Raw genomic sequence first — 25229 nt, 5'->3', positions numbered from 1 at the left:
CCTGCGCTTTGAGCCTCGCTTGAGGGCGTTTTGTCGCGCCTTTCGGGCACGGCCGGAAAGCTCTCACCCTCTGGAAAAAAGGCACCGCCCTCCGGCGGTGCCTTCGTCAAGACCAGCGTGATGCCAGTGTCAGCGCAGGTCGAAGCGGTCGGCCTCCATCACCTGCACCCACGCCGCCACGAAGTCGTCCACGAACTTGCGCTGCGCGTCCGCGCCGGCATAGACCTCGGCCAGCGCGCGCAGCTGCGCGTTGGAACCGAATACCAGGTCGGCGACGGTCGCCGTCCAGCGACGCGCGCCGGTCTTGCGGTCCATGCCTTCCAGCACGCCAGGCTCACCGCTGGCCTGCCGCCAGATCGTGCCCATGTCCAGCAGGTGGGTGAAGAAGTCGTTGCTCAGGACGCCGGGGCGCGTTGTCAACACACCATGGGCACTGCCACCCGTGTTGGCGCCCAGCACGCGCAGGCCGGCCACCAGCACCGCCATCTGCGGCGCGGACAGCGCCAGCAGCTGGGCCTTGTCGATCAACCGCTCGGCCGCCGACGCCGCCGGCAGACCCGGGCGCAGGTAGTTGCGGAAGCCGTCGGCCTGGGGCTCCAGCACGGCGAACGAGGCCACGTCGGTTTGGCCTTGCGTCGCATCTGTACGGCCGGCGCGGAAGGGCACACTCACGTCGAAGCCGGCCGCCTTGGCCGCCGCCTCTACGGCCGCGTTGCCGCCGAGCACGATGAGGTCGGCCAGCGAGACCTGCTTGCCGCCGGTGGCCGACGCGTTGAAGTCCCGCTGCACGGCCTCCAGCGTGGCCAACACCGGGGCCAGCGCGGCCGGTTGGTTGACAGCCCAGTCCTTCTGCGGCGCGAGGCGGATGCGCGCGCCATTGGCGCCGCCGCGCTTGTCGCTGTCGCGGTAGGTGGAGGCCGAGGCCCAGGCAGTGGACACCAGCTGCGAGGCGCTCAAGCCCGAGGCCAGCAGGCGGGCCTTCAGTGCGGCGACGTCCTGCGCGTCCACCGGCGCATGCCTGGCCTTGGGCAGCGGGTCTTGCCAAATCAGTTCCTGCGCCGGGACCAGCTTGCCCAGGTAGCGGGCCACGGGCCCCATGTCGCGGTGCGTGAGCTTGAACCAGGCGCGGGCGAAGGCGTCGGCGAAGGCAGCGGGATCGTTCAGGAAGCGGCGCGAGATCTTCTCGTAAGCCGGGTCCATGCGCAGAGCCAGGTCGGCGGTGGACATCATGGGTGCGTGGAACTTGCTGGGGTCGTGGGCATCGACCACGTCGTTCGCGCCGGCGCCGCCCTTGGGCACCCACTGGTGGGCGCCGGCCGGGCTCTTGGTCAGCTCCCACTCGTACTTGAACAGCGTCTCGAAGTAGCCGTTGTCCCAGGTCGTGGGGTTGGGCTTCCAGGCGCCTTCCAGGCCACTGGTGATGGCATGACTGCCCTTGCCGCTGCCATAGCTGCTCGTCCAGCCCAGGCCCTGCTCAGTGATGTCGGCAGCCTCGGGCTCCTTGCCCACGTGGCTGGCCGGGCCGGCGCCGTGCGCCTTGCCGAAGGTGTGGCCGCCGGCCACCAGGGCCACGGTCTCCTCGTCGTCCATGGCCATGCGAGCGAAGGTGTCGCGCACGTCGCGGGCCGACAGCAGCGGGTCAGGGTTGCCGTCCGGGCCCTCGGGGTTCACGTAGATCAGGCCCATCTGCACCGCGGCCAGGTGGCCAACGAGCTCGCGGTCACCGCTGTAACGGCTGTGCTCCGCCGTGCTGGGTGCCAGCCACTGGGTCTCGGCACCGAAGTCGATGTCCTCTGGCTCGTAGATGTCCTCGCGGCCGCCGCCGAAGCCGAAGGTCTTGAAGCCCATGGACTCCAGCGCGACGTTGCCGGTCAGGATGAACAGGTCTGCCCAGGAGAGCTTGCGGCCGTACTTCTGCTTGACGGGCCACAGCAGGCGACGGGCCTTGTCGAGGTTGCCGTTGTCGGGCCAGCTGTTCAGCGGCGCGAAGCGCTGGCTACCCGTGCCCGCGCCGCCACGGCCGTCGGCCACGCGGTAGGTGCCGGCCGCGTGCCAGGCCATGCGGATGAAGAAGGGACCGTAGTGGCCGTAGTCGGCCGGCCACCAGTCCTGCGAGTCGGTCATCAGCGCATGCAGGTCCCGGACGACGGCGTCCAGGTCCAGCGTCTTGAACTCGGCGGCGTAGTCGAAGTCGGCGCCCATGGGGTTGCTGGCCGACGGGTGCTGGTGCAGCACATTGACGTTGAGCTGGTTGGGCCACCACTGGCGGTTGGTGCGGGCGGGTGCGGGGGCAGACGTGGCACCGGAAAAGGGGCACTTGGCTTCGGTCGAGGACATGAGGGATCTCCTGTTTGGGGGCCTGGGCAGTCTAGGAATCTCCCCATGACGGTGCAATGCAAGCCTCGCAATGGCAGCGATAGCCGCAAGCTGCACCCAAGCGCGCTGCAGAGCCCATGCGAGAATCCGCGCCCTCGGCGGGCCGTCCGGCCCGTGAGTGAAGCCTCGCCGTAGTTCAATGGATAGAACGGCCGCCTCCTAAGCGGCAGATACAGGTTCGATTCCTGTCGGCGGGACCACAGGCCCGCAGTGCCGGCGCCCGGGAGCCGGGCGACAGGATCGCCCCGGCGCATAAGCATCACCACTTTCCTTCGTTCCGCGCAGAAGCGCGCGTCCCTATCGTGGCGGCCTGAACTTCACCAGGCCCCATGCACATCACCAGCATCTCCGCCAGCCCCAGCGAACGCTCGCGCTCCGCGTGGCTCACGCAGTTCGCGCTGACGCGACTGGAGGGCCATGCCGCGCAGCAGCACGACATCCTCGTGCGCAGCCTTCCGGCCCAGGCACTGCTGGCCGCCGACGTGCAGCAGCCCGACATCGCCGCCGCCGTGCGCGCCGTCGAGGCTGCCAGCCTCGTCATCGTCAGCACACCCATCTACAAGGCGGCCTACAGCGGGCTGCTGAAGGTCTTCCTGGACCTGCTGCCGCCCGACGCCCTGCGGCACAAGCTGGTGCTGCCGCTGGCCACCGGCGGCAGCCCGGCGCACTTCCTGGCTCTGGACTACGCGCTCAAGCCCGTGCTGTCAGCTCTGGGCGCCCGGCATGTGCTCGACTGCGTGTTCGCCACGGACGCGCATCTGCGCCGCCACGAGGCCGGCGGCTATGTCCCGGAGCCCGAGCTCATCGCGCGGCTGGATCGCGCCCTGGCCCCGCTAACACCACGAATGCGGACGCCGCTGGCCGAGCAGCACGCCCGCTGTTGACGCGGCGCACGCCTCACCGTTTGTCTCCTCGCCCCCCGTTCAGGGAACGGCGACTTCATCCCGGCGCCTTGGGTGCGCGGATCGGGTGCGCACCGGCGCCGGGATCTTTTTGAAAGGACATCGCTCATGACCCTCCGTCACCTCCTGCGCTTGGCGGCGCCTCTGTTGCTGGCCACCAGTCTGCATGCACAGGCGCAAGCCCAGGCCGCACAACCCGGGACACTGCGCATCGGGTTCCAGAAATCCGCCAGCCTGCTCACCTTCCAGAAGTCCAGCGGCTCGCTAGAGAAGAAGCTCAGCGCCCTGGGCGTGTCGGTCAAGTGGGTGGAATTCCCCGCCGGCCCGCAGCTGCTGGAAGGCCTGAACGTCGGCGCTGTCGACGTGGGCTTCGTCGGCGAGGCGCCGCCCATCTTTGCGCAGGCGGCCGGCGCCAAGTTCGTCTACATCGGCTTCGACCCCGCCGCGCCGGAGGCCGAGGCCATCGTCGTGCCCAGGGACTCGGACATCAAGACCGTCGCCGGGTTGAAAGGCAAGAAGGTCGCGCTGAACAAGGGCAGCAACGTGCACTACCTGCTCGTGAAGGCGCTGGAGAAGCAAGGTCTGAAGTTCAGCGACGTGCAGGCCGTCTACCTGCCACCGGCCGACGCACGCGCCGCCTTCGAGCGCGGCGCGGTGGATGCCTGGGTGATCTGGGACCCGTTCCTCGCCGCTGTTGAAAAACAGAGCGGCGCCCGCCTGCTGCAGGACGGCCGCGGTATCGTCAACAACTACGCCTACTACCTGGCCGAACGCGGCTACGCCGAGAAGCAGTCGCAGGTCATCCAGGCGCTGTTCGAGGACACGCAGGCCCAGGCCGCGGCGCTGAAGGCCAACGTCAAGGCCGCCGCGGCCGTCATCGCGCCACTGCAGGGGCTGGAGCCCGAAGTCGTCGAAAAGAGCCTGACGCGCTACCAGTTCGGCGTGAAGCCACTGACCGCCGCTGTGGTCGCCGAGCAGCAGAAGATCGCCGACACCTTCCACGCGCTGGGCCTGATCCCCAAGCCCATCCGCGTGGCGGATGCGCTGCCCGGCAGCGTGAAGCTCGCCGAGGCCGGCAAGTGAGCTCGCCCGCCCCGCGGCTTGCCGCCATCGCCATCCTCGCCACCACCGCGGCACTCTGGCAGCGCGAAGGCTTGCGCATCAGGGTACCGGGAGCCACCGCATGAAGATCTTCTGGTTCATCCCCACCCACGGCGACAGCCGCTACCTCGGCAGCGCGCGCGGCGCGCGCGTGGCCGACCACGCCTACTTCAAGCAGATCGCCATCGCCGCTGACAGTCTCGGCTACGAGGGCGTGCTGCTGCCCACAGGCCGCTCGTGCGAGGACTCGTGGATCGTCGCGGCCAGCCTCATCGACGCGACCAAGAACCTCAAGTTCCTCGTCGCGCTGCGGCCCGGGCTGGTGGCGCCGTCGCAGAGCGCGCGCATGGCCGCCACGCTGGACCGGCTGTCGGGCGGGCGCCTGCTCGTCAACCTCGTGACCGGCGGCGACCCGGACGAGCTGGCCGGCGACGGCCAGTTCCTCGGCCATGCCCAGCGCTACGAGCAATCGGCCGAGTTCATCCGTATCTGGCGCGAACTGCTGGCCCGCTCGCACGACGGCGCGCCGCTGGACTTCGACGGCGATCACCTCGGCGTGAAGGGCGGCAAGGTCCTGTATCCGCCCATCAGCAAGCCCTACCCGCCGGTGTTCTTCGGCGGCTCGTCCGGCCCGGCGCACAACCTCGCCGCAGAGCAGGTGGATACCTACCTGACCTGGGGCGAGCCGCCTGCCGACGTCGCGAAGAAGCTAGCCGACGTGCGCGAGCGCGCTGCCGCGAAGGGCCGGCAGCTGCAGTACGGCATCCGGCTGCACGTCATCGTGCGCGAAACGGAGGACGAGGCCTGGCGCGCGGCCGCCGAGCTGGTGTCGCAGCTGGACGAGGCCACGGTCGCCACCGCCCAGGCCAAGTTCAAGACGATGGACTCGGTCGGCCAGCGCCGCATGGCTGAGCTGCACAGCGGCCAGTTCGACAAGAACAACGTGCGCGCCGGGCTGGAGATCGCGCCCAACCTGTGGGCCGGCGTGGGCCTGGTGCGCGGCGGCGCGGGCACGGCCCTCGTGGGCAACCCGCAGCAGGTGGCGGCCCGAATCACGGCATACGCCGACCTCGGCCTGGAGTACTTCATCCTCAGCGGCTACCCGCACCTGGACGAAGCACACCGTTTAGCCGAGCTGGTGTTCCCGCTGCTGCCGCTGGGCGTGCGCGAGAAGCTGACAGCGCCGGCGCTGACCGGGCCGTTCGGTGAGGTGGTGGCGAACAGCTACGTGCCCAAGGCCGTGTCGGCGAGCTGACGCATGCTGAAGCGCCTCACCCCCTGGCTGCTGCCCGCGGCCATCCTCGTCGCGTGGGAGGTCGCGTCACGCACGGGCTGGTTGTCCGCGCGCATCCTGCCGGAGCCCGCCGCCGTGGCCAACGCGTTCTGGACGCTGCTGCGCTCCGGAGAGCTGGCGCATCACGTCGGCGTCAGCGCGGCGCGCGCGTTCTCGGCGCTGGCCGTCGGCGGCGGGCTGGGCCTGCTGCTGGGCCTGCTGACGGGCACCTGGCGTCACGCCGAGGCGTTGCTGGACACGACACTGCAGATGCTGCGCAACATCCCGGCGCTGGCGCTGATCCCGCTGGTCATCCTTTGGTTCGGCATCGACGAGGCGGCCAAGCTGGTGCTGGTGGCCGTGGGCGTGTTCTTCCCGGTCTACCTGAACACCTTCCACGGCATCCGCAACGTCGACCGCGACCTCATCGAGATGGCGCGCAGCTACGGGCTGTCAGGCTGGCAGCTGTACAGGCAGGTCATCCTGCCCGGCGCCCTGCCGTCCATCCTCGTCGGCCTGCGCTTCTCGCTGGGGCTGATGTGGGTGCTCCTCATCGTCGCCGAGACGCTGTCGGCGCAGGCCGGCATCGGCTACCTGACGATGAATGCCCGCGAGTTCCTGCAGACCGACATCGTGCTTGTGGGCATCCTGCTGTACGCGCTGCTGGGCAAGCTGGCCGACGTGGTCGCACGGGCGCTGGAGCGTGCCTGGCTGCCCTGGCACCGCGGCTATGCGAGCGAAGGATCCTGACAATGTGGCTCACTGAGTTCGACACCCCCGCGCTGCCGCGTGACACCGTGACCAACGATCCACCGGCGCGCGACACCTCGCACGGCCTGGCGCTGACGCTGCGCGGCGTCGACAAGTCCTTCGGCACGCGTCACGTGCTGCGGAACCTCGACGTCCATATCGCGCCCGGAGAATTTGTAGCGCTGGTGGGCCGCAGCGGCTGCGGTAAGAGCACGCTGCTGCGCCTCATCTCGGGGCTGGACGCACCCAGCGCCGGCCTCGTCGACGCCGGCGCGGCGCATGAACGTCGGTTGATGTATCAGGACGCGCGGCTGCTGCCGTGGAGGCGCGTCGTCGACAACGTCGCGCTGGGGCTGGCGGGCCGCGACGCCCGAGCACGCGCGATGGAAGCGCTGGCCCAGGTGGGTCTCGCCGGCCGCGGCGACGACTGGCCGGCGACGCTCTCTGGCGGCCAGCGTCAGCGTGTGGCGCTGGCCCGCGCGCTGGTGCACCGCCCGCGCCTGCTGCTGCTGGACGAGCCGCTGGGCGCGCTGGACGCGCTGACCCGACTGGAGATGCACCGCCTCATCGAGCAGCTGTGGCAGCGCCATGGCTTCACCGCGCTGCTGGTGACGCACGACGTCGCCGAGGCCGTGGCCCTGGCCGATCGCGTGCTGCTCATCGACCGCGGCGGTATCGCGCTGGACGCGACGGTCACGCTGCCCCGCTCCCGCTCACGCGCGGTGCCGGGGTTCGCGGAGCTGGAAGACCGGGTGCTGCGACACATCATTGGGCACCCGACAACCACCTAACGACGCATCATCTTCCACACCCGTGGCACCACCAGCACGGCTGCCAGCAACACCAGCAGCCCCTGCGACAGCGGCCGCTCGACGAACACGCTCCAGCTGCCGCTGCCGATGGACAGCGCGTTGCGGCCCTGAGCTTCGGCCAGGGGCCCCAGGATCATACCGACGACGACCGGCGCGGTCGGGAAGTCGAAGCGCCGCATCACGACGCCCACCAGGCCCAGGCCCAACATCAGGAACAGGTCGAACGCGCTCTGGCGCATGCCGTAGACGCCCACCGTCGCGAAGATCAGGATGCCCGCGTACAGCTGCGGCTTGGGGATTTTCAGCAGTTTCACCCACAGGCCCACCAGCGGCAGGTTCAGCACCAGCAGCATCACGTTGCCGATGTACAGCGACGCAATCAGCGCCCACACCAGCGCGGACGACGCGGTGAACAGCTGCGGGCCGGCCTGGATGCCGTAGTTCTGCAGCGCGCTCAGCAGGATGGCGGCCGTCACCGAGGTCGGGATGCCGAGCGTGAGCAGCGGCACCAGCGTGGCCGTCACAGCCGCGTTGTTGGCGGCCTCGGGGCCGGCCACGCCTTCGATGGCGCCTGTTGTGCCGAACTCATGCTTGTGGTCGCTGAGTTTGCGCTCGGTGGCGTAGCTCAGGAAGGTCGGGATCTCCGAGCCACCGGCCGGGATGGTGCCGAACGGGAAGCCGATGACCGTGCCGCGCAGCCAGGCGGGGATGGAGCGTTTCCACTCCATCTTCGTCATGTGCACGCTGCTGAGCTTGTTGACCTCGGATTTGCTGCGGCCCTCGTACAGCGCCATGTAGAGCGTCTCGCCAACGGCGAACAGGCCCACGGCCACCAGCACGGTCTCGATGCCGTCCATGAACTCGGGCACGCCGCCCGTATAACGCACCTGGCCGGTGATCTGGTCCAGCCCGATGAGCCCCATCGCCAGGCCTATGAACAGCGCCGTCATGCCGCGCAGCGTGCTCTTGCCCAGCACGGCGCTGACGGTCGTGAACGCCAGCAACATCAGCAGGAAGTACTCCGGCGGGCCCAGCGTGACGGCGAAGTCCGCCACGACCGGCGCGAACAGCGTGACGAGCACCGTCGCCACCGTGCCAGCGACGAAGGAGCCGATGGCCGCCGTGGCCAGCGCCGCGCCGGCGCGGCCACTCTTGGCCATCTTGAAGCCCTCCAGCGCCGTCACCATCGTGCCGGTTTCGCCCGGCGTGTTGAGCAGAATGGACGTGGTGGAGCCGCCGTACATCGCGCCGTAGTAGATGCCGGCGAAGAAGATCATCGAGGCGGTCGGCTCGACCTGCGACGTGATGGGCAGCAGCATGGCCACAGTCACCGCCGGGCCCAGGCCCGGCAGCACGCCGATGCCGGTGCCGATAACGCAGCCGAGGAAGGCCCACAGCAGGTTGACGGGCGTGCCGGCGGCGGCGAAGCCGCCCATCAGCTGGTTCCAGAGATCCATCATGATCGGCCGCTCCTTACAGCCAGCCGCTGGCCGTCAGGCCCGGCAGGTTGATGGCCAGCAGCTTGCTGAACATCCAGAACACCGGCGCCGCGATGGCCACGCCGGTCAACAGGTCGGTAGCGCTGCGCTTCGCCCCGCCACCCGGCTTGCCCTCGGCCATGCGCAGGCCGCGCACGGCGAGCGCAAAGCACAGGCCGCAGGCGAGGATGAAGCCGATCGTCGTGATGAGGCTGGCGTTGGCGACGACGCCGGCCACCACCCAGGCCACGGCGCGCCAGTCGCCGCGTTCGGCGCCGGACGGCGCTTCCATCTCGCGGTAGCCGCCCGTGCGCGCCTCCCACACCAGCCAGCCGCCGCACAGCATCAGCACGACGGACACCAGCCACGGCAACGCGTTGGGCCCCACGCCGGCATAGCCGGCATCGGACGGGATGAACGTGGCGCCGAACGCCATGACGGCGCCGACGACGAGAACGCCGGCACCCACCAGCGTCTGGCTGGCCGTGGAAGGGGTACTGCTCATTGCCGGCCTCAGATCATTCCACTCTTGACCATGATGGCGCGCAGCGTCGCGAACTCACGGTCGACGAATGCGTCGAACTCGACGCCCGCCAGCAACGCCGGCGTCCAACCGTTCTTGTCGACGGACTCGGCCCAGCTCTTGCTCTTGGTGGCCGCCACGACGAGGTCGGTCAGCGCCTTGCGCTGCTCCGGCGTGATGCCCGGCGGCGCGTACACGCCGCGCCAGTTGCCGATCTCGACGTTGATGCCCAACTCCTTCAGCGTCGGCGCGTTCAGGCCCTTGATGCGCGCAGGCGCCGTGACGGCGATGGCGCGCATCTTGCCGCTCTCAAGATACGGCTGGAACTCGCTGAAGCCGCTGCCGCCGATGGTGACGTTGCCGCCCAGGATGGCCGCCGTCGCCTCGCCACCGCCACGGAAGGGCACGTAGTTGATCTTGGCCGCGTCCACACCGACGTCGCGGGCAATCATGGCCGCGGCGATGTGCTCGGTCGCGCCGCGCGAACCGCCGCCCCACTTGACACTGCCGGGGTCCTTTTTCAGCTGCTCGACAACGTCCTTCATCGTCTTCAGCGGCGACGCCGCATGGACGACGAACACGTTGTACTCGCTGATCAGGCGCGCGATGGGCGTGGCCTGCGACAGGCTGACCGGCGGCCTGCCGGTGATGATGCCGCCCAGCATGACGGCGCCCATGACCAGCAACGCGTGCGGGTCACCCTTGCTGGCGTTGACGAACTGGGCCAGGCCCAGCGCGCCGGCCGCGCCGCCCTTGTTCTCGAACTGCACGGACGACGCGACGCCCGCATCCTGCAGCGCCTTGCCGAGCGCACGGCCCGTGGTGTCCCAGCCGCCGCCGGGGTTGGCGGGGATCATCAGCTTCATGGGCACGCCGGCCGCGCTGGCGCTCAGTGGGAGCGCGCCAGTGGCAGCCAGCGCTGCCAGGGACTTGAGGAAGGTGTCGCGACGCATGGTTGTCTCCTTTGACGTCATCTGTGAACTCGCGGGCCGAGCGCCGGCCCGTTCCGGCGATGTGCTTGCGGCTCGCAGCCGCAAGCATCGCCGTCCCCTCGGGGCTTAGCCAGGACATGTTGCGCCCAGTGGGCGCGACGTGCCTGGCGAAGGGCTGAGGCACTCGCCGAAGCGCTGCCTGCAAGGCCGGCCGAGGTACTCCCTGGACGAGGGGCCTGTCAGAACGAGTGATAGATGCCGGCCTCGATGCCGCGCGAATCGTCACCCAGGGCGATCGCCGACCCACCGGGGATCAGGAAGCGGCCCGTCTTGCTATTGTTGACCTGCGAGATCGTCGAGTAGAGCGACGTGCGCTTGGACAGGTTGTGCACATAGCCCAGCGCGAACAGCTTGCCCGTGTAGTCCTCGCCATTGGCACTGTTGCGCGACTGCGCGTTGACGAAGCTGGCGCGCACGATGCCGCTGCCCAGCGCGTAGTGCGCGCCGATGACGAGGTTCTTCTGTTCGCGCGTCGTCTGCTTGCTGTTGTGAATGAGGCCCAGCAGCTTGAGCGCGCCGACCGTGTAGCTGCCGCCCAGGTTGACGACCTTGAATTTGGCACCGGCGGCGGTGTTGGTGGTCTCGGACACGCCCAGCGCCACGTCCAACCCGTTGCCGGCCCAGCCCAGGCGCGCGCCGACGTAGCGGCCCGTGCTGCCCTCGCCCGCCGCCACCATGGCCTGGCCGTAAACGCCGCCCAGGCCGTCGGGCAGGAAGTAGCCCACCGAGTTGTCCGAGCGGATCACGGTCTTGGCCGTGCTGGACGCGCCGTCGAAGCCGTAGACCAGGTTGCTGGCCGCGCCCACGCCGTTGGTGCCGAAGGCGTTGAACTTGCTGATGTTCCAGAAGGTCGGCGTGTAGTCGCGCCCCAGGCGCAGCTCGCCGGCGTCCTTGCTCGCCAGGCTGACCGTAGCGCGGCGGCGCCAGTCACCGCCCGAGCCGACGTCGGGGCCGATGGCGCCTTCGAGGTGGAAGCCAGCGCTCAGCCCGCCCCCCAGGTCCTCGCGGCCGCGGAAGCCGATGCGGCTGGTCTGCATGCCATCGATGCTCTCCAGGTTCAGCGTCTTGTTGCCGTTGGTCAGGCGCTGCACGCCGACGTCGAGCACGCCGAAGATGGTGACGCTGGAGGACTGGGCTGCGGCCAGCGTGGCGGTGCCCGCCAGCAGGGCGGCGACGAGCGCCTTCATTCGGAAGTTCATGGTTGTCTCCTGTGTATGACTTATGGGAGCCGTCATGCTGAGCAGCCAGGCTGTCAATCGGCTGTCCAACGCGTCGGGGTAAACCTCAGGCCCTGGCCCCACGCGCGCCGGTGCTAGCGTGTCGCCCATGAAGTTGCTGGTCATTGAAGACAACATCGCGATGCAGACCACGCTGCAGCGCTCCTTCGAGCGGCGCGGCTTCAAGGTCGTCATCTGCGACGACGGCGCCAAGGCCTTGGGCCGCTGGCATGCAGCCGTGCCCGACGTGGTGCTGCTGGACCTGTCCATGCCCGGGCAGGACGGCCTGGACGTGCTGGCCCAGGCGCGCGCCCAGGGGCTGACGACGCCGGTCATCATCATCACGGCGCGCGGCACGCTGGGCGACAAGATCCTGGGCCTGAACACTGGCGCAGACGACTACCTGCCCAAGCCCTTTGACCTGGACGAGCTGGAGGCGCGCATCCGTGCGCTGGTGCGCCGCCAGGGCCAGGCCAGCGACGCACCGCGCGAGGCGCCCAGCTTCTGCGGGCTGCGCGCGGACGCCGACAGCGGCGCCGTCTACCACCACGGCCAGCCGCTGGACCTGCCACCGCGCGAGGCGGCGCTGCTGCGCGCGCTGCTCGTGCGGCCGGGTCAGGCGGTGGCCAAGGACCGGCTGTTCGAACTGGTATTTGCCGATGCGGCCGACGCCCAGCCCGACGCCATCGAGGTGGTCGCGTACCGGCTGCGCAAGCGGCTGGCTGCAACCGGAGCGAAGCTCGTCACGCTGCGCGGCCTCGGCTACCTCCTCCAGGCCGATGACTGAGTTCCGCCAGCGCCTGGCCGGCCTGTCCATGCGCGCTCGGCTGCTGTGGGGCATCCTGCTGCCGGTGGGCCTCATCGTGGCCATCAACACCGTGAGCCTGTACCGCGACACGCTGCGCGCCGTGGACACCGCCTACGACCGCACGCTGCTGGCATCGGCCAAGGCCATCGGCGAGCTGCTTGGCGTGGACGGCAGCGGCGAGCAGGCGCGGCTGGTGGCCGCTGTGCCCTACGCGGCGCTGGAGGCCTTCGAGACCGACAGCCGCAGCCGGCTGTACTTCCGCGTGCTGGGCTTCAAGGGCGAGATGGTGTCGGGCTACGACGACCTGCCCGCGTGGCAGGGCAAGCTGCCCGACCAGGGCGCCTACCCGGCGCTTGTGGACTTCTATGACGACAGCTTCCGTGGCGAGCCGGTGCGCATGGCCGTGCTGCTGCAGCCGGTGTCGGGCCAGACCGGCATGGGTCTGGCCACTATCCAGGTGGCCGAGACGCTGGCGCTGCGCCGCAGCCTCGCGCGCCAGGTGCTGCTGCACACGCTGTGGCGGCAGGCGGCGCTGCTGGGCGTCATCGCCATCGTCGTGTGGGCCGTCGTGCAGCGCGCGACGCGGCCAGTGCGTGCGCTCAGCGCCGCGCTGCGCGAGCGCGACGCCGACGACCTCAGCCCGCTGCAGGCGCCCGACATGCCGGCCGAGCTGGCGCCGCTCATCGTCGCCACCAACGACGCGCTGGCCCGCCAGGCGCGTCTGCTGGAGCACCAGAAGCGCTTTGTGCGCGATGCGTCGCACCAGCTGCGCACGCCTCTGGCAGTGCTGAAGGTGCAGGTGCAGTCCGCCCGCCAGGGCGATGTGGAGCCGCAGCAGGCGCTCGCCGAGATCGACACCACCGTGGCCCGCGCCACGCAGCTGGCCACGCAGATGCTGGCGCTGGCCCGCGCCGAGCAGATGCGCCAGCAGCGCGACGACATGCCGGTGCTGGACTGGGCCGACATCGTGCGCGCGATGGCGCTGGACCTCGCGCCGCTGATCGCCAAGCAGGGGCTGGACTTCGACATCCACACCGAGCCCGCACCCATCGCCAGCCACGAGTGGGCGCTGCGCGAGCTGACGCGCAACCTGCTGCACAACGCCATCCAGCACACGCCTCCCGGCAGCAGGCTGGCGATCACGCTGGACACCGAGGGCCCCCATGCGCGGCTGCTGATCGCCGACGACGGCCCCGGCCTGACGGACGTGCAGCAGCAGCGGCTCTTCCTGCCCTTTGCCACGGGCGAAGGTGGCAGCGGCTCGGGCCTGGGGCTGGCCATCTGCCAGGCGCTGGTGCAGTCGCTAGGCGGGCAGATCACGCTGCGCAACCGACTGGCGCAGGGGCGCATCGCCGGGCTGGATGCCCGCGTGGAGCTGCCACTCAGCGGCCCGGCGGGCATGCCAGGCGGGCAGGGGTGACAGGCGCTCGCGCCCTCAACCCCGGATAGAAGCCGCCCGCGCCAGGTGCACGCGGGCGCGGCTGTCCAGCCAGTTGTAACGGTGCGTGCCGGCGGGCGGCGCCCACAAGCGCAGCAGTTGCTCGTAGCAATGGCCCAGCTCCAGGAAGCTCTGCGCCAGGTCGTCGCGCCGCGTCAGCTGCGCTGCCAGCGCCTGCACCTCGGGCCCGCTGGGCTCGCAGCCACAGCGCGCCGCCAGCTCGCGGGACTTGCCGTACTCGCCGTCCAGGCCCGCGATCAGCACCTGCGTGCGCCGCACGCCCACGCCGCGCAAGAGCCGCTCACCCTCGGGATCACGGCAGACCTGCGCCAGGTGCGCCAGCAGCGCGAGCAGCCGCGTCCACAGGCGCCGCATCGCCTCGCCATGCGGCTGCGGCCCGGGCGCCGCCGGCCCTGGCCCGGCCGCGGCCTGACCCGAGCGCATCACACGCTGCCGTCTGCAGGCAGCCGCAGGCCATGGGCCAGCGCGGCCTCCAGCGGCCAGCGGCTGGCGCCCAGCACCGCCATGCCGCACCGGCAGGCGTCAATCAGTGTGGTGAGCATGCGTGTCTCCTGCGCGCAAGCGCCGTGGTCTTGTGATGCCGCCGCGCCGGGGGCAGAGCGGCCACCGCGCGACGACTGGCCTGCAGTATTCGCAGGCGGCGGCGCGGCGGCCAGTTGCGTTTGTTGATGACTGCCATAGCGTCAGGCTCGCAAGAACCCGCGCGTCAGCAAGGCCGCTGCCGCTGGTGCACAGTGCGGCGCATGCACGCCCTACTGCGCCTGTCTTCCCGCAACGCCCGCGCCGCGCTGTCCTTGCTGGCCCTGCTCGCCCTCCTGACGTGCACAGCGCTGATGAGCGGCTGCGCCAGCAGCCGCGACTGCGACTCGCCCTACGCCGCCTCGCCGCAGTTCCGCAACTGCCAGTTCACCAACCCACCCAACCCAGCCACGCCACCCAGCGCCAGTGGCTGGCAGATCTGGTCGCGCTTCCTGTTCGGCAGCAAGGTCGGCACGGTGCCGGTGGACGCCATCCCCGTGCGTTCCGTCACACGCGCGCAGCTGGACGCGCTGGACCCGAAGGCCAACCACATCGTGCGGCTGGGCCATTCCTCGCACCTGCTGAAGCTGCAGGGCCGCTACTGGCTCATCGACCCGGTGTTCGGCGAGCGCGTGTCGCCTTTCAGCTTTGCCGGCCCCAAACGCTTCCATGCACCGCCTCTGGCGCTGCGCGAGCTGCCGCCCATCGCCGGCATCATCCTGTCGCACGACCACTACGACCACCTGGACGTGCCCACCATCGAGCACCTCGCCACCAAAGCCGAGCGCTACTTCGTGCCACTGGGCGTCAAGGCGCGGCTGGTGGACCTGGGCGTGCCGGCCGAGCGCGTGCAGGAGTTCGACTGGTGGCAGGCCGCCACGCATGCCGGCGTGACGCTGACAGCCACGCCGGCCCAGCACTTCTCGGGCCGCACGCTGGCCGACCGCAACCGCACGCTGTGGGCCTCCTGGGCGCTGGAGGCCGGCGGGCAGCGCCTGTTCTATAGCGGCGACACCGGCTACTTCGACGGCTTCAAGGCCATCGGCGAGCGCTTTGGCGGATTCGACCTCGCGCTGATGGAGAACGGCGCCTACGACACCTACTGGCCCGCCGTGCACATGACGCCCGAGCAGAGCGTGCAGGCCTTCCAGGACCTGCGCGGCCGGGTGCTGTACTCGGTGCACAACAGCACCTTCGACCTGGCCTTCCACACCTGGCGCGACCCGCTGGAGCGCATCGCCGAACTCACGTCGGCACGCGGCATCACGCTGGCCACGCCCGAGATCGGCGAGGTGCTGACCGTGGGCGCACCGCGCGAGAACCGGCGCTGGTGGGCGGGGCTGAAGTGACCTCGCGCCCACTCGTGGCAGCATCCGCCCCATGAGCCTGCATGTCGCCTGCCTGTGTGCCGCCTGGTGCCGCACCTGCGAGTCCTACCGCGAAGTCTTCGAAGCCGCCTGCGCCGAGCTGCCCCAGGACGGGCTGCGGGTGCACTGGATCGACATCGAGGACGAGGCCGAGCTGATCGGCGAGCTGGACATCGAGACCTTTCCCACGCTGCTGATCGCCGACGCCGGGCACGTGCGCTTCGCCGGCCCACTGACGCCGCAGCCTGAGACGCTGAAGCGCGTACTGCGCGCCCACCTGGCCGACGCCGCGCCGGCCCGCGTCGAGCCCGCCTACGCCACGCTGGCGCAGCGGCTGCGCGCCCGGGGCTGAGCAGCCAGCCCCAGGCGCGGCCAGGCCGGCGTTGCCCCGGATGGAACGACGCGACGCGCCAGTTCACAATGGTGGCGCTGTCAACGGGAGCCCGTCGGCATGAACGTCATCCAGCGATCCGTCATTGCAAGCCTGGCTGCGCTCGCGGCGCTGGGCGCCCAGGCCGGCTGCACGCGCCCGCTGCGCGTGCCGCTGGCCCCCATCGGCGTGAGCGTCAGCTTCGAAGGCAGCCAGGCGATGGGCATCTACCCCACGCTGCTGCGCGAGGCGGCGGCCAACGCCGGCTGCCAGCTGGAGGTGCAGCGCGTGCCGCGGGCCCGGCAGCAAACGCTGTTCGATGCCGGCCACGCCGACATCCTGGTGCCCGCCTCGGCCACACCCGCACGTGACGCGGTGGCGGAGTTCGTGCCGCTGATCCAGGTGCGCCCCAGCGTACTGGCACTGGACGAACAGGCGCAACTGCCGCGTTCGCTGGCCGATCTTCTTGCGCGCCCCGACTACAAGCTGGCCGTCGTGCGTGGCTTCTCGTTCGGGCCGGCCTACGACAACACCATCGCCGCGCTGCGCCAGCGTCAGCGCCTCGTCGAGGAAGCCGACGCGGTCGGCGTCGCACGTGCATTGCGCCAGGGGCTCGCGCAGGGCACGGTCATGCCGGCGAGCATCTTCGTCGGCACCCTGCTCGTCGAGAACGACCTGCAGCCACTGCTCCGGCAGCTGCGCGCAGAGCCGCTGGAAGAGCTGGGCTGGAGTGCCAGCGGGCTGTACCTGTCGCGCCGGAGCCTGAATGCGGACGACCGCAGCGTCCTGCGACAGGCCTTCGGTACGGCGGCACGCGCGGGGCGGGTCTGGCAGCTCTTCAACGAGCACCACCCGGCCGGCAGCCTGGGCCTGAGCATCCGCCCTCTGCCCTAAACACCCGCCCCCGGGAAAACGCGGCTTAACCGCTCGCTCAACCCGGGCGCGAGATTTCTCAATCGACGTGCCGGGAGGCCGTCGGCAACATCCTTTCACGCCCCCAGCCCCGCCCGCAGCCGCCAGTCAAGAGCGGCACGGCGGCGAGGCATCCCCCCGGGAGGCGATGGGTCCGGTGCAACGCCGCCACTGCGCAGGCTGACCGGGAGCAATGAACAGGAGACCACTTGAAGCACGCATCCATGCGCCCCCGGCCGGCGCTGCGCGCGGCCGCCCGCGCCGTCGCCCTCCTCGGCCTGGGCCTCCCGCCCGCCGCCTTCGCGACTGATCTGAACCCAGGCGGCGACTGGCAGATCCGCTGGGACAACACGCTGCGCTACAGCGTCGGCCAGCGCCTGAGGGCGCAAGACCTGACGCTCGCCAGCCCCAACACCGACGACGGCAACCGCGGCTTCGCCAAGGGTGCGCTGATCTCCAACCGCGTGGACCTGCTGTCCGAGTTCGACGCACAGAAGGACGGCTGGGGCCTGCGCCTGTCCGCCGCGGCCTGGGTTGACCGCGTCTACACCCAGGCCAATGACCATGACTCGCCGCTGTCCGCCAGCCGCGCCAGCGTGGCGTACAACGCCTTCACCAAGGGCACGCGCGACATCGCAGGCCAACGTGTCGAGATATTGGATGCCTTCGCCTTCGGCCGGCACGACTTCGGCGACGGCAAGGTGCTGTCCATGCGGCTGGGCCAGCACTCGCTGATCTGGGGCACCAGCCTGTTCTTCGGCATGAACGGCATCGCCAAGGGCATGGCACCCATCGACGTCTACAAACTCAGCATCCCCGGCACGCAGGCCAAGGAGACGACGATGCCGGTGCCGCAGCTGTCGTCCACGCTGCAACTGAGCGACAACACCAGCGTCGAGGCCTATGTGCAGTTCAAGTACAAGCCCACGCGGCTGCACCCATCGGGCAGCTACCTGAGCGCGACCGACATGCTGGGCGCCGGTGCCGAGCGCATGTTCATCGGCAACGCCAGCGCCAACCGCTGCGGCGCAAGTACGGTGCCCATCTCGCAGCGCTTCAACAACTGCTACCTGGACTACCTCGGCATGGCCGAGGGCAAGCAGAGCCACAACTTCGGCTTCGCGCTGAACACCCGCAGCGCCGCGCTGGACGCCGACCTCGGCTTCTACGCGATCCAGTACCGCGACACGTCCACCGTCATCCAGACCAACACAAGCGGCGGCAGCTACCGCCTCATCGTGCCCACCGAGCCGGTGAAGGCCTTCGGCGCCAGCATCGCGCGCCTCATCGGCGAAACCAACGTCGGCCTGGAGATGTCCGTGCGCGACGGGCAGATCCTGGCCGTCAAGGAAGGCGTGGTCTCACCCGCCGACCCACGCTACGTGACCGGCCGCACGGTGCACCTGAACCTGTCGTGGACCACGCTGCTGCCCAAGGGCGGTTTCTGGGACGGCGCCAGCCTGGTCGGCGAGTTCGCAGCCAACCATGTCGACCGCATCGACGACGTGCGCACCGTCGTCGGCGGCCGCTTCCCCGTCGGCACCGAGAAGGTCAACCGCGACAAGCACGAGACCAGCGGCGGCCTGCGCGTCATCTTCACGCCCACCTGGTACCAGGCCCTGCCGGGGCTGGACCTGAATGCCCCCGTCAACCTGGGCTGGTCCTTGCGCGGCAACTCCATGGTGGACACCTCCTTCCCGTTCAGCGGCAGCCCTGACAGGGCCGGCGAGCTGGTCCTGGGCATCGGCGGCACCTACCTGAACAAGTGGAACTTCAACCTCTCGTACATCAACTTCCTCGGCAAGCCCGAGCGCCAGCCGGTGCTGGACCGCGACTACCTGCGCTTCAGCGCGCAGGTCGCGTTCTGACGCCGCTCGCCCCCACCCGCGCCCGCTGAACGCGGGCCCGTCCGGCCGGTCCTGCAGGCCGGCCTGCAGGGGCGCGGCGCCCGACGCGACACGCCCACCCCGACATCGAAGACAGGAGACCCTCCCATGCAAGCCCTCCACCGCCGCCAGGCCGCCTGGCTCGTCGCCGGCCTGGTTGCCGCCACCACAGCATCGCTGGCCGGCGCCAGCGACGACAGCGCCGCACTCAAGTCCGGCAACCTGACCCCGTACGGCGCCGAGCGCGCCGCCAACAAGGACGGCAGCATCCCCGCGTGGGACGGCAAGCCCGTGCCCACGACGCTGGACGCCAAGGGCCGCCGCAATGACCCCTTCGCCGCCGACAGGCCACGCCTGACCATCACCGCCGCCAACGCCACAGCGCAGGGCGACAAGCTCAGCGACGGCACCAAGGCGCTGCTGGCCAAGTACCCCGACTTCCGCATCGACGTCTACCCCACGCGCCGCTCGGCCGTGTTCCCGCAGGCGCTGTACCTGCAGATCATGAAGAACGCCGGCCGCGCCAAGCTGGCCAACGACGGCCTGACCATCGAGGACGCCTTCGGCGGCGTGCCCTTCCCCGTGCCCAAGGACGGGCACGAGGCGATCTGGAACCACATGCTGAGCTACCGCGGCCAGGTGACGGAGTTCGTGTCAGACAAGTACGTGACGACCTCCAGCGGCCAGCGCGTGCTGACCAACCGCCAGGGCACGTCGCTGATCTACCCGTACTACAACCTCGACGCCTCGGCCGAGGGCTTTGACGGCGAATGGGCGCGCGCGCGCATCGGCATCACCGAGCCGCCGGCCAACGCCGGCCAGGCGTTGCTGACCATCGACTACGTCGACAACTTCAGCCACGCCAAGGATGCCTGGCAGTACGTGCCCGGCCAGCGCCGCGTGCGCAAGTCGCCGTCGGTGGCCTACGACACGCCCGACCCGTCCACTGCCGGCATCGCCAACTTCGACGACGTCAACCTCTTCATCGGCGCGCAGGACCGCTACAAGTTCAAGCTCATCGGCAAGCGCGAGATGTTCGTGCCGTTCAACAACAACGGCCTGATGCTCAAGTCCATCGACCAAGCGCTGGGCAAGCACACGCTAGCCGCGGACGCCGTGCGCTGGGAACTGCACCGTGTGTGGGTGGTCGAGGGCACGCTGCGCGACGGCAAGCGCAACGTCGCTGCCAAGCGCCGCCTCTACCTGCACGAGGACACCTGGCAGGCCGTGCTGAGCGACTCCTGGGACGCACAGGGCAAGCTGTGGAAGACAGGCCAGGCCTTCACGCTGCTGGCCGGCGACCAGCCGCTGGCCACCACGCTGTCCTACGCCATCTTCGACCTCGTCGGCGGCGGCTTCATGTACGCCGCGGCCATCAACGACACCGGCGGCGTGGCCTATGCGCCGTTCGACGCCAGGCGGCTGAGCAAGTTCTCGTCGGCGGCTCTGTCCAGTGGCGGAGTCCGCTGAACGTGAGCCCTCTGTTTGACAGGCGCCGGCGGGCCTTCATCGCCGCCGGTCTGGGCGGGCTGGCCCTGCCCGCCAAGGCGGCTCGCGCACCCGCCACCGAGCGCGCGGCGCTGCCCGTGCGCCGGCCCACTCACTGCGCGCTGCTGGCCGTTGCACGGGCCGGCCAACGGCTGGTGGCGGCCGGCGAGCGCGGCGTGGTCATCAGCTCCGACGACGCCGGCCAGACCTGGGCCCAGGCCGAGGTGCCGGTCAGCGTCACGCTGACCTCGCTGGCCTTCACCGACGCCCGCCACGGCTGGGCCACCGGCCACATGGGCGTCGTGCTGCGCACCGACGACGGCGGCAGGCGCTGGATCCGCGTTCTGGAAGGCCGGCAGGCGGCCGCGTTGATCCATGCCGGCGCGTCAGCCGCCGATGCGGCGAACGCCGAGGCCACACTGACCGCCGACGACGCGCAGCGCTTCGTCGACGAAGGCGCCGACAAGCCGCTGCTGCACATCGCCCCGCGCGCCGACGGCAGCCTGCTGGCCGTGGGCGCCTACGGCATGGCGCTGGCCGGGCGCGATGGCGGCCGGCAGTGGGCCTCGCTGATGCACGCGCTGCCCAACCCCGACGGTTTCTCGCTGTACGGCCACGCCGAGCGCGGCGACGAGCTGTGGCTGTACGGCGAGCAGGGGCTGCTGCTGCGCGCGGATGCGGCACGGCCCCGCTTCCAGCCCGTCGCGCCGCCCAGCGCCGCGTCGCTGTTCGGCAGCGTCGTGCTGGCCGACGGCACGCTGCTGCTATTGGGCCTGCGCGGCCGCGTGCTGCGCAGTGCCGCGCCGGGCGCGCCGCTCGAGGCCATCGCCACGCCCATCGACGCAGCCCTCACCGGCGGCACGCCGCTGGCCGATGGCAGCGTGGCCGTCGTCGGCGCGGCGGGCCAGTTGCTGATCTCGCGTGACGCGGGCCGCAGCTTCCAGCCGCGGCCGCTGCCCACGCGCTTTCCGTTCGCCGACCTCGCCGCCGCCCCCGACGGCGCCCTCGTGCTCGTGGGCCAGCGCGGCCTGCAGCGCGTGGCACTGAAGTCCCGCAGTACCTAAGGATCTCCTCGCATGACTCCCGCCCCCGACATGGGCTCGCCCGCCGGCCCTGCCGAGGCCTTCGACCCCGCTTCCGGCACCCGCCTGGAGCGGCTGGTGTTCAACCACCGCCGCTGGGTGCTGGCGCTGGCCCTGCTGCTGACGCTGGGGCTCGGCGCCCTCGCCACGCGCGTGACGCTGAACGCCAGCTTCGAGGGCATGCTGCCGCTGTCCCACCCCTACCTGCAGAACTACCTAGCCGAGAAGGCCAAGATCACCGCGCAGGCCAACACGCTGCGCCTCATCGTGGAGCGCCGTGACGGCGGCAGCATCCTCGACAAGAACTACCTCGACACGCTCAAGCGCGTCAACGACGAGCTGTTCGTGCTGCCCGGCGTCGTCCGCGCACAGCTGAAGTCGCTGTGGACGCCGTCCACACGCTGGACCGCCGTGACCGAGGCCGGCTTCGAGGGCGGCACCGTCATGCCGGACGACTACGACGGCTCGCCGCGCGCGCTGGATCGCGTGCGCCTCAACATCGAGCGCTCGGGCGAGGTGGGCCAGCTGGTGGCGCGCGACTTCCAGTCCAGCGTGCTCGTCGTGCCGCTGGCCGAACGCGGCGAGCACGGCGAAGGCCTGGACTACGCCGCGCTGCAACAGCAGCTCGAAGCGCTGCGCGCCAAGTACAGCGACGAGCGCTTCCAGATACGCATCACCGGCTTCGCCAAGGTCGTTGGCGACCTGATGGACGGCATGACGCAGGTGGCGCTGTTCTTCGCGCTGGCCGCGGCCATCGCGGCGGCCGTCGTGCTCTGGTACACGCGCTGCATACGCAGCACGGTGCTGGTGATGGCCTGCTCCATCGTCGCGGTCGTCTGGCAGCTGGGCCTGCTGCCGCTGCTGGGCTTCGCGCTGGACCCCTATGCGGTGCTGGTGCCCTTCCTCGTATTCGCCATCGGCATGAGCCACGGCGCGCAGAAGATGAACGGTGTCATGCAGGACATCGCCCGCGGCGCACCGCGCGAGGTGGCCGCGCGCTACACCTTCCGCCGCCTCTTCATCGCCGGCTTCACGGCGCTGGCCTGCGACGCGGTGGGCTTCGCCGTGCTGCTGCTGATCGACATCGCGGCCATCCGCCAGCTGGCCCTCATCGCCAGCCTGGGCGTGGCCGTGCTGGTGTTCACCAACCTCATCCTGCTGCCAGTGCTGCTGAGCTACACCGGCGTCAGCACGCGCGCCGCCGAGCGGGCGCTGCGCGAGGCCGAATCGACGGGCGGCCTGTGGGCGCTGCTGGTGCGCTTCACCGAGCGGCGCTGGGCCGTCACGGCCATCGCCGTGTCGGTCGTGCTGGCCACGGTGGGCCTCCAGGTGGCAGGCGGCCTGCAGATCGGCGACCTGGACGCCGGCGCGCCCGAGCTGCGGCCCACGTCGCAGTACAACCTCGACAACGCCTACCTGACCGGCCACTACGCCACCAGCAGCGACGTGCTGACGCTGCTGGTGCGCACGCCCGAGCAGGGCGCGCTCAAGCACGTGGTGCTGGACCTGGTGGACGAGCTGGAATGGCGGCTGCGGCAGGTGGAGGGCGTCGAGTCCACGCAGTCGCTGGCCACGCTAGCGCGGCAGAGCGCCGTCGGCATGAACGAGGGCCAGCTGCGCTGGTACGAGCTGCTGCCCGAGCAGGGCGCGCTGAACACGGCCGCCTCGCGTGCGCCGCGCCACCTGGTGGACCCGGCCTTCTCGCTGCTGCAGGTGCAGGTCTTCCTGGCAGACCACAAGGCCGGCACCTTGAAGCGCGTGACCGATGAGGTCGAGCGCTTCGCCCGCGAGCACGACAGCGACGCTGCCACCTTCTTGCTGGGCGCCGGCAACGCAGGCTTCGAGGCGGCGACCAATGCCGTCGTCGAGAAGGCCAACCGGCAGATGCTGCTATGGGTGTATGCGGCCGTCGTGCTGCTGGCCTACCTCACCTTCCGCTCCTGGCAGGCGGTGGCCTGCGCCATCGTCCCGCTGCTGCTGACGTCCATCCTGGCCGAGGCGCTGATGGTGGGCTTGGGGATAGGCCTGAAGGTGGCCACGCTGCCGGTGGTGGCACTGGGCGTGGGCATCGGCGTGGACTACGCGCTGTACGTGCTCAGCATCCTGCTCGTACAGATGCGCCAGGGCGCGAGCCTGGCCGAGGCCTACCGTCTGTCGCTGCAGTTCACCGGCCGCGTCGTGCTGCTGACCGGCGTGACGCTGGCCGTGGGCGTGGCGACCTGGGCGCTGTCGCCGATCAAGTTCCAGGCCGACATGGGCGTGCTGCTGGCCTTCATGTTCATCGTCAACATGGTGGGCGCGCTGGTGCTGCTGCCGGCGCTCGCGCACTTCCTGCTGCGCCGGCCGGCGCCCGCGGCCATCGCGGGGCAGGCCCGGGCGCCTGCACCCGCTCAGTACTCGTCGCGCTCCACGCCCACGTAGCCGGGCGCGAGGTTCTCGAACTTGGTGTGCATGCGCTGGAACATCAGCTTCACCGTGCCCACCGGGCCATTACGCTGCTTGGCAATGATGATCTCGGCCACGCCCGGCTCCTTGCACTCATCCTTCGTGTAGTACTCATCACGGTAGATGAACATGATGATGTCCGCATCCTGCTCGATGGCTCCGGACTCGCGCAGGTCGGACATCATGGGCCGCTTGTCGGGCCGCTGCTCCACCGAACGGTTCAGCTGCGACAGCGCGATGACGGGACAGCGCAGCTCCTTGGCCAGTGCCTTCAGGCCCCGCGAGATCTCGCCCAGCACGGTGGCGCGGTTCTCCTCACTGCCGCCGCCGTTGCCTGTCATCAGCTGCAGGTAGTCGATGACGATCAGTCCCAGCTGGCCGCTGATGCGTGCCTGGCGCCGCGCCCGGGCGCGCACCTCGCTGGGCGAGAGGCCCGGACTCTCGTCGATGTAGATCGCGGCCTTGCCCAGCTTATCCACGGCCTCGGACAGCCGACTCCATTCGTCATCCTTGAGCTGGCCGGTGCGCAGGTGGCTCTGGTCGATGCGACCGATGGAACCCACCATCCGCAGAGCCAACTGCGCGGCGCCCATTTCCATCGAGTAGATGACGACCGGCAGGCCCTCGTTGATGGCCACGTTCTCGGCGATGTTCACGGCGAACGCCGTCTTGCCCATGGACGGTCGCGCGGCCAGCACGATGAGGTCACCCGGCTGCAGGCCGGCGGTCTGCTTATCCAGGTCAAAGAAGCCGGTGCGCACGCCGGTGACGTCCTGGTGGCCAGCCTCGGCCAGCTCGTTGACGCGGTCGATCAGCGCAATCACCAGCCGGTCCATGCTCTGAAAGCCCTGCTGGCTGCGCGAGCCTTCCTCACCGATCTTGAAGATCTTGCCCTCGGCCTCGTCCAGGATCTGGTTGACGGCCTTGCCCTGCGGGTTCATCGCGGCGGTGGCGATCTCGTCGGACGTCGCCACCAACTTGCGCAGGATGGCACGCTCACGAACGATCTCGGCATAACGGCGCAGGTTGGCGGCGCTCGGCACGCTCTGCGCCAACGCGTTCAGGTAGGCCAGGCCGCCGCATTCCTCGGCGCGGCCCAGCGAGGTCAGCTCGTCGAAGACAGTCACCACGTCGGCCGGCTTGCCGCCGTTGACGAGCTTGCCGATGGCGGCGAACACCTGCTTGTGCTCGAAGCGGTAGAAGTCGCTCTCCGTCAGCAGGTCGGCAGCCTTGTCCCAGGCCGAGTTGTCGATCAGCAGGCCGCCGAGCACGCTCTGCTCGGCCTCCACCGAATGCGGCGGCACGCGCAGGCGGGCGACCTCGTCGTCTTGCGGCGCGGTGGAAGGGGAAGCGGGGAAGATCGCGGACATGCCTGTGGATAAAGCTGTGGACGAACTGGGAGCAAACGGTGGGCCGGGCGGGACAACTCGGCCCTGAAAGACAGAAGGCCGAAACCCAGAGGGTATCGG

21 protein-coding genes and 1 tRNA gene are annotated in these 25229 nt (G+C 70.1%); 15 read left to right on the top strand and 7 right to left on the bottom strand.

The window, feature by feature from the left end:
- Nucleotides 1-129 precede the first annotated feature (129 nt).
- On the bottom strand, nt 130-2337 hold the full coding sequence (gene katG / locus ACG0Z3_RS09940; RefSeq protein ID WP_394397282.1) for a catalase/peroxidase HPI: 2208 nt from the start codon (nt 2335-2337) through the stop codon (nt 130-132).
- Between the two features lie 164 nt (nt 2338-2501).
- Between katG and ACG0Z3_RS09935 the strand changes: the two genes are divergently transcribed.
- The 6 genes from ACG0Z3_RS09935 (at nt 2502) to ACG0Z3_RS09910 (ending at nt 7193) form a co-directional block, all read left to right on the top strand.
- A tRNA-Arg gene (locus tag ACG0Z3_RS09935) sits at nt 2502-2576 on the top strand.
- A 129-nt stretch (nt 2577-2705) separates the two neighbouring features.
- On the top strand, nt 2706-3260 hold the full coding sequence (gene ssuE / locus ACG0Z3_RS09930; RefSeq protein WP_394397280.1) for an NADPH-dependent FMN reductase: 555 nt from the start codon (nt 2706-2708) through the stop codon (nt 3258-3260).
- 126 nt (nt 3261-3386) lie between these two features.
- Nucleotides 3387-4361, top strand: a complete 975-nt coding sequence (locus ACG0Z3_RS09925; protein WP_394397278.1) for a sulfonate ABC transporter substrate-binding protein — start codon at nt 3387-3389, stop codon at nt 4359-4361.
- 100 nt (nt 4362-4461) lie between these two features.
- On the top strand, nt 4462-5634 hold the full coding sequence (gene ssuD, locus ACG0Z3_RS09920; protein WP_394397276.1) for an FMNH2-dependent alkanesulfonate monooxygenase: 1173 nt from the start codon (nt 4462-4464) through the stop codon (nt 5632-5634).
- A 3-nt stretch (nt 5635-5637) separates the two neighbouring features.
- Nucleotides 5638-6402 carry an aliphatic sulfonate ABC transporter permease SsuC gene (gene ssuC / locus ACG0Z3_RS09915; RefSeq protein ID WP_394397274.1) on the top strand — a complete coding sequence of 255 codons (765 nt, stop codon included), beginning with the start codon at nt 5638-5640 and terminating at the stop codon, nt 6400-6402.
- Nucleotides 6403-6404: 2 nt separating this feature from the next.
- A complete protein-coding gene (locus ACG0Z3_RS09910) occupies nt 6405-7193 on the top strand; it encodes an ATP-binding cassette domain-containing protein (RefSeq protein ID WP_394397272.1) in 789 nt (262 codons plus the stop codon).
- On the opposite strand, the gene ACG0Z3_RS09905 is transcribed toward ACG0Z3_RS09910, so the two are convergent.
- The 4 genes from ACG0Z3_RS09905 to ACG0Z3_RS09890 all read right to left on the bottom strand — a co-directional run bounded on the left by ACG0Z3_RS09905 (nt 7190) and on the right by ACG0Z3_RS09890 (nt 11406).
- Nucleotides 7190-8671, bottom strand: coding sequence for a tripartite tricarboxylate transporter permease (locus tag ACG0Z3_RS09905; RefSeq protein ID WP_394397508.1), 1482 nt, complete (start codon nt 8669-8671; stop codon nt 7190-7192). The two genes, ACG0Z3_RS09910 and ACG0Z3_RS09905, sit on opposite strands and share 4 nt — an antisense overlap.
- A gap of 16 nt (nt 8672-8687) precedes the next feature.
- Nucleotides 8688-9197, bottom strand: coding sequence for a tripartite tricarboxylate transporter TctB family protein (locus ACG0Z3_RS09900; protein ID WP_394397270.1), 510 nt, complete (start codon nt 9195-9197; stop codon nt 8688-8690).
- An 8-nt stretch (nt 9198-9205) separates the two neighbouring features.
- Nucleotides 9206-10168 carry a tripartite tricarboxylate transporter substrate binding protein gene (locus ACG0Z3_RS09895; protein WP_394397268.1) on the bottom strand — a complete coding sequence of 321 codons (963 nt, stop codon included), beginning with the start codon at nt 10166-10168 and terminating at the stop codon, nt 9206-9208.
- 218 nt (nt 10169-10386) lie between these two features.
- Nucleotides 10387-11406 (bottom strand): porin, encoded by a 1020-nt coding sequence (locus ACG0Z3_RS09890; RefSeq protein WP_394397266.1) that lies wholly within the window; start codon nt 11404-11406, stop codon nt 10387-10389.
- Nucleotides 11407-11533: 127 nt separating this feature from the next.
- On the opposite strand from ACG0Z3_RS09890, the gene ACG0Z3_RS09885 reads away from it, so the two are divergent.
- Both ACG0Z3_RS09885 and ACG0Z3_RS09880 read left to right on the top strand, forming a co-directional pair.
- The gene (locus tag ACG0Z3_RS09885; RefSeq protein WP_394397264.1) at nt 11534-12211 is read left to right on the top strand and encodes a response regulator transcription factor; all 678 of its coding nucleotides are present in this window, start codon (nt 11534-11536) and stop codon (nt 12209-12211) included.
- Nucleotides 12204-13652 carry a sensor histidine kinase gene (locus ACG0Z3_RS09880; protein WP_394397262.1) on the top strand — a complete coding sequence of 483 codons (1449 nt, stop codon included), beginning with the start codon at nt 12204-12206 and terminating at the stop codon, nt 13650-13652. Before ACG0Z3_RS09885 ends, ACG0Z3_RS09880 begins: the two co-directional genes overlap by 8 nt.
- A 15-nt stretch (nt 13653-13667) precedes the next feature.
- On the opposite strand, the gene ACG0Z3_RS09875 is transcribed toward ACG0Z3_RS09880, so the two are convergent.
- The gene (locus tag ACG0Z3_RS09875; protein ID WP_394397260.1) at nt 13668-14114 is read right to left on the bottom strand and encodes a low molecular weight phosphatase family protein; all 447 of its coding nucleotides are present in this window, start codon (nt 14112-14114) and stop codon (nt 13668-13670) included.
- A 410-nt stretch (nt 14115-14524) separates the two neighbouring features.
- On the opposite strand from ACG0Z3_RS09875, the gene ACG0Z3_RS09870 reads away from it, so the two are divergent.
- From ACG0Z3_RS09870 to ACG0Z3_RS09840, 7 genes are all read left to right on the top strand, one after another.
- Nucleotides 14525-15559: an MBL fold metallo-hydrolase gene (locus ACG0Z3_RS09870; RefSeq protein WP_394397507.1), complete on the top strand. Its 1035-nt coding sequence runs from the start codon at nt 14525-14527 to the stop codon at nt 15557-15559.
- A gap of 31 nt (nt 15560-15590) precedes the next feature.
- On the top strand, nt 15591-15929 hold the full coding sequence (locus ACG0Z3_RS09865) for a thioredoxin family protein (RefSeq protein ID WP_394397258.1): 339 nt from the start codon (nt 15591-15593) through the stop codon (nt 15927-15929).
- Nucleotides 15930-16028: 99 nt separating this feature from the next.
- A complete protein-coding gene (locus ACG0Z3_RS09860; protein WP_394397256.1) occupies nt 16029-16841 on the top strand; it encodes a substrate-binding periplasmic protein in 813 nt (270 codons plus the stop codon).
- Between the two features lie 227 nt (nt 16842-17068).
- The gene (locus ACG0Z3_RS09855; protein ID WP_394397254.1) at nt 17069-18727 is read left to right on the top strand and encodes a DUF1302 domain-containing protein; all 1659 of its coding nucleotides are present in this window, start codon (nt 17069-17071) and stop codon (nt 18725-18727) included.
- Between the two features lie 126 nt (nt 18728-18853).
- On the top strand, nt 18854-20215 hold the full coding sequence (locus tag ACG0Z3_RS09850) for a DUF1329 domain-containing protein (RefSeq protein WP_394397252.1): 1362 nt from the start codon (nt 18854-18856) through the stop codon (nt 20213-20215).
- 2 nt (nt 20216-20217) lie between these two features.
- Nucleotides 20218-21297, top strand: coding sequence for a WD40/YVTN/BNR-like repeat-containing protein (locus ACG0Z3_RS09845; protein WP_394397250.1), 1080 nt, complete (start codon nt 20218-20220; stop codon nt 21295-21297).
- 12 nt (nt 21298-21309) lie between these two features.
- Nucleotides 21310-23736 (top strand): efflux RND transporter permease subunit, encoded by a 2427-nt coding sequence (locus tag ACG0Z3_RS09840; RefSeq protein ID WP_394397248.1) that lies wholly within the window; start codon nt 21310-21312, stop codon nt 23734-23736.
- Here the strand turns inward: ACG0Z3_RS09840 and dnaB are convergent.
- Nucleotides 23706-25130 (bottom strand): replicative DNA helicase, encoded by a 1425-nt coding sequence (dnaB, locus tag ACG0Z3_RS09835; RefSeq protein ID WP_394397246.1) that lies wholly within the window; start codon nt 25128-25130, stop codon nt 23706-23708. The genes ACG0Z3_RS09840 and dnaB overlap by 31 nt on opposite strands.
- Nucleotides 25131-25229 lie beyond the last annotated feature (99 nt).

This window comes from Pelomonas margarita (assembly GCF_043555875.1).
GTDB classification, from domain to species: Bacteria; Pseudomonadota; Gammaproteobacteria; order Burkholderiales; family Burkholderiaceae_C; genus Pelomonas; species Pelomonas margarita.
The sequence above is the reverse complement of the archived record's forward strand: the minus strand, read 5'-3'. Positions and strand labels throughout refer to the sequence as shown.

What these genes read in the sequence shown, in the direction of transcription:
- ACG0Z3_RS09875 (WP_394397260.1), bottom strand. Translation starts at nt 14,114, where the DNA reads ATGCGCTCGGGTCAGGCCGCGGCCGGGCCAGGGCCGGCGGCGCCCGGG.
- ACG0Z3_RS09850 (WP_394397252.1), top strand. Translation starts at nt 18,854, where the DNA reads ATGCAAGCCCTCCACCGCCGCCAGGCCGCCTGGCTCGTCGCCGGCCTG.
- ssuD (WP_394397276.1), top strand. Translation starts at nt 4,462, where the DNA reads ATGAAGATCTTCTGGTTCATCCCCACCCACGGCGACAGCCGCTACCTC.
- ACG0Z3_RS09870 (WP_394397507.1), top strand. Translation starts at nt 14,525, where the DNA reads ATGAGCGGCTGCGCCAGCAGCCGCGACTGCGACTCGCCCTACGCCGCC.
- ACG0Z3_RS09885 (WP_394397264.1), top strand. Translation starts at nt 11,534, where the DNA reads ATGAAGTTGCTGGTCATTGAAGACAACATCGCGATGCAGACCACGCTG.
- ACG0Z3_RS09860 (WP_394397256.1), top strand. Translation starts at nt 16,029, where the DNA reads ATGAACGTCATCCAGCGATCCGTCATTGCAAGCCTGGCTGCGCTCGCG.
- ACG0Z3_RS09905 (WP_394397508.1), bottom strand. Translation starts at nt 8,671, where the DNA reads ATGGATCTCTGGAACCAGCTGATGGGCGGCTTCGCCGCCGCCGGCACG.
- ACG0Z3_RS09865 (WP_394397258.1), top strand. Translation starts at nt 15,591, where the DNA reads ATGAGCCTGCATGTCGCCTGCCTGTGTGCCGCCTGGTGCCGCACCTGC.
- katG (WP_394397282.1), bottom strand. Translation starts at nt 2,337, where the DNA reads ATGTCCTCGACCGAAGCCAAGTGCCCCTTTTCCGGTGCCACGTCTGCC.
- ACG0Z3_RS09895 (WP_394397268.1), bottom strand. Translation starts at nt 10,168, where the DNA reads ATGCGTCGCGACACCTTCCTCAAGTCCCTGGCAGCGCTGGCTGCCACT.
- ACG0Z3_RS09890 (WP_394397266.1), bottom strand. Translation starts at nt 11,406, where the DNA reads ATGAACTTCCGAATGAAGGCGCTCGTCGCCGCCCTGCTGGCGGGCACC.
- dnaB (WP_394397246.1), bottom strand. Translation starts at nt 25,130, where the DNA reads ATGTCCGCGATCTTCCCCGCTTCCCCTTCCACCGCGCCGCAAGACGAC.
- ssuE (WP_394397280.1), top strand. Translation starts at nt 2,706, where the DNA reads ATGCACATCACCAGCATCTCCGCCAGCCCCAGCGAACGCTCGCGCTCC.
- ACG0Z3_RS09900 (WP_394397270.1), bottom strand. Translation starts at nt 9,197, where the DNA reads ATGAGCAGTACCCCTTCCACGGCCAGCCAGACGCTGGTGGGTGCCGGC.
- ACG0Z3_RS09880 (WP_394397262.1), top strand. Translation starts at nt 12,204, where the DNA reads ATGACTGAGTTCCGCCAGCGCCTGGCCGGCCTGTCCATGCGCGCTCGG.
- ACG0Z3_RS09925 (WP_394397278.1), top strand. Translation starts at nt 3,387, where the DNA reads ATGACCCTCCGTCACCTCCTGCGCTTGGCGGCGCCTCTGTTGCTGGCC.
- ssuC (WP_394397274.1), top strand. Translation starts at nt 5,638, where the DNA reads ATGCTGAAGCGCCTCACCCCCTGGCTGCTGCCCGCGGCCATCCTCGTC.
- ACG0Z3_RS09840 (WP_394397248.1), top strand. Translation starts at nt 21,310, where the DNA reads ATGACTCCCGCCCCCGACATGGGCTCGCCCGCCGGCCCTGCCGAGGCC.
- ACG0Z3_RS09910 (WP_394397272.1), top strand. Translation starts at nt 6,405, where the DNA reads ATGTGGCTCACTGAGTTCGACACCCCCGCGCTGCCGCGTGACACCGTG.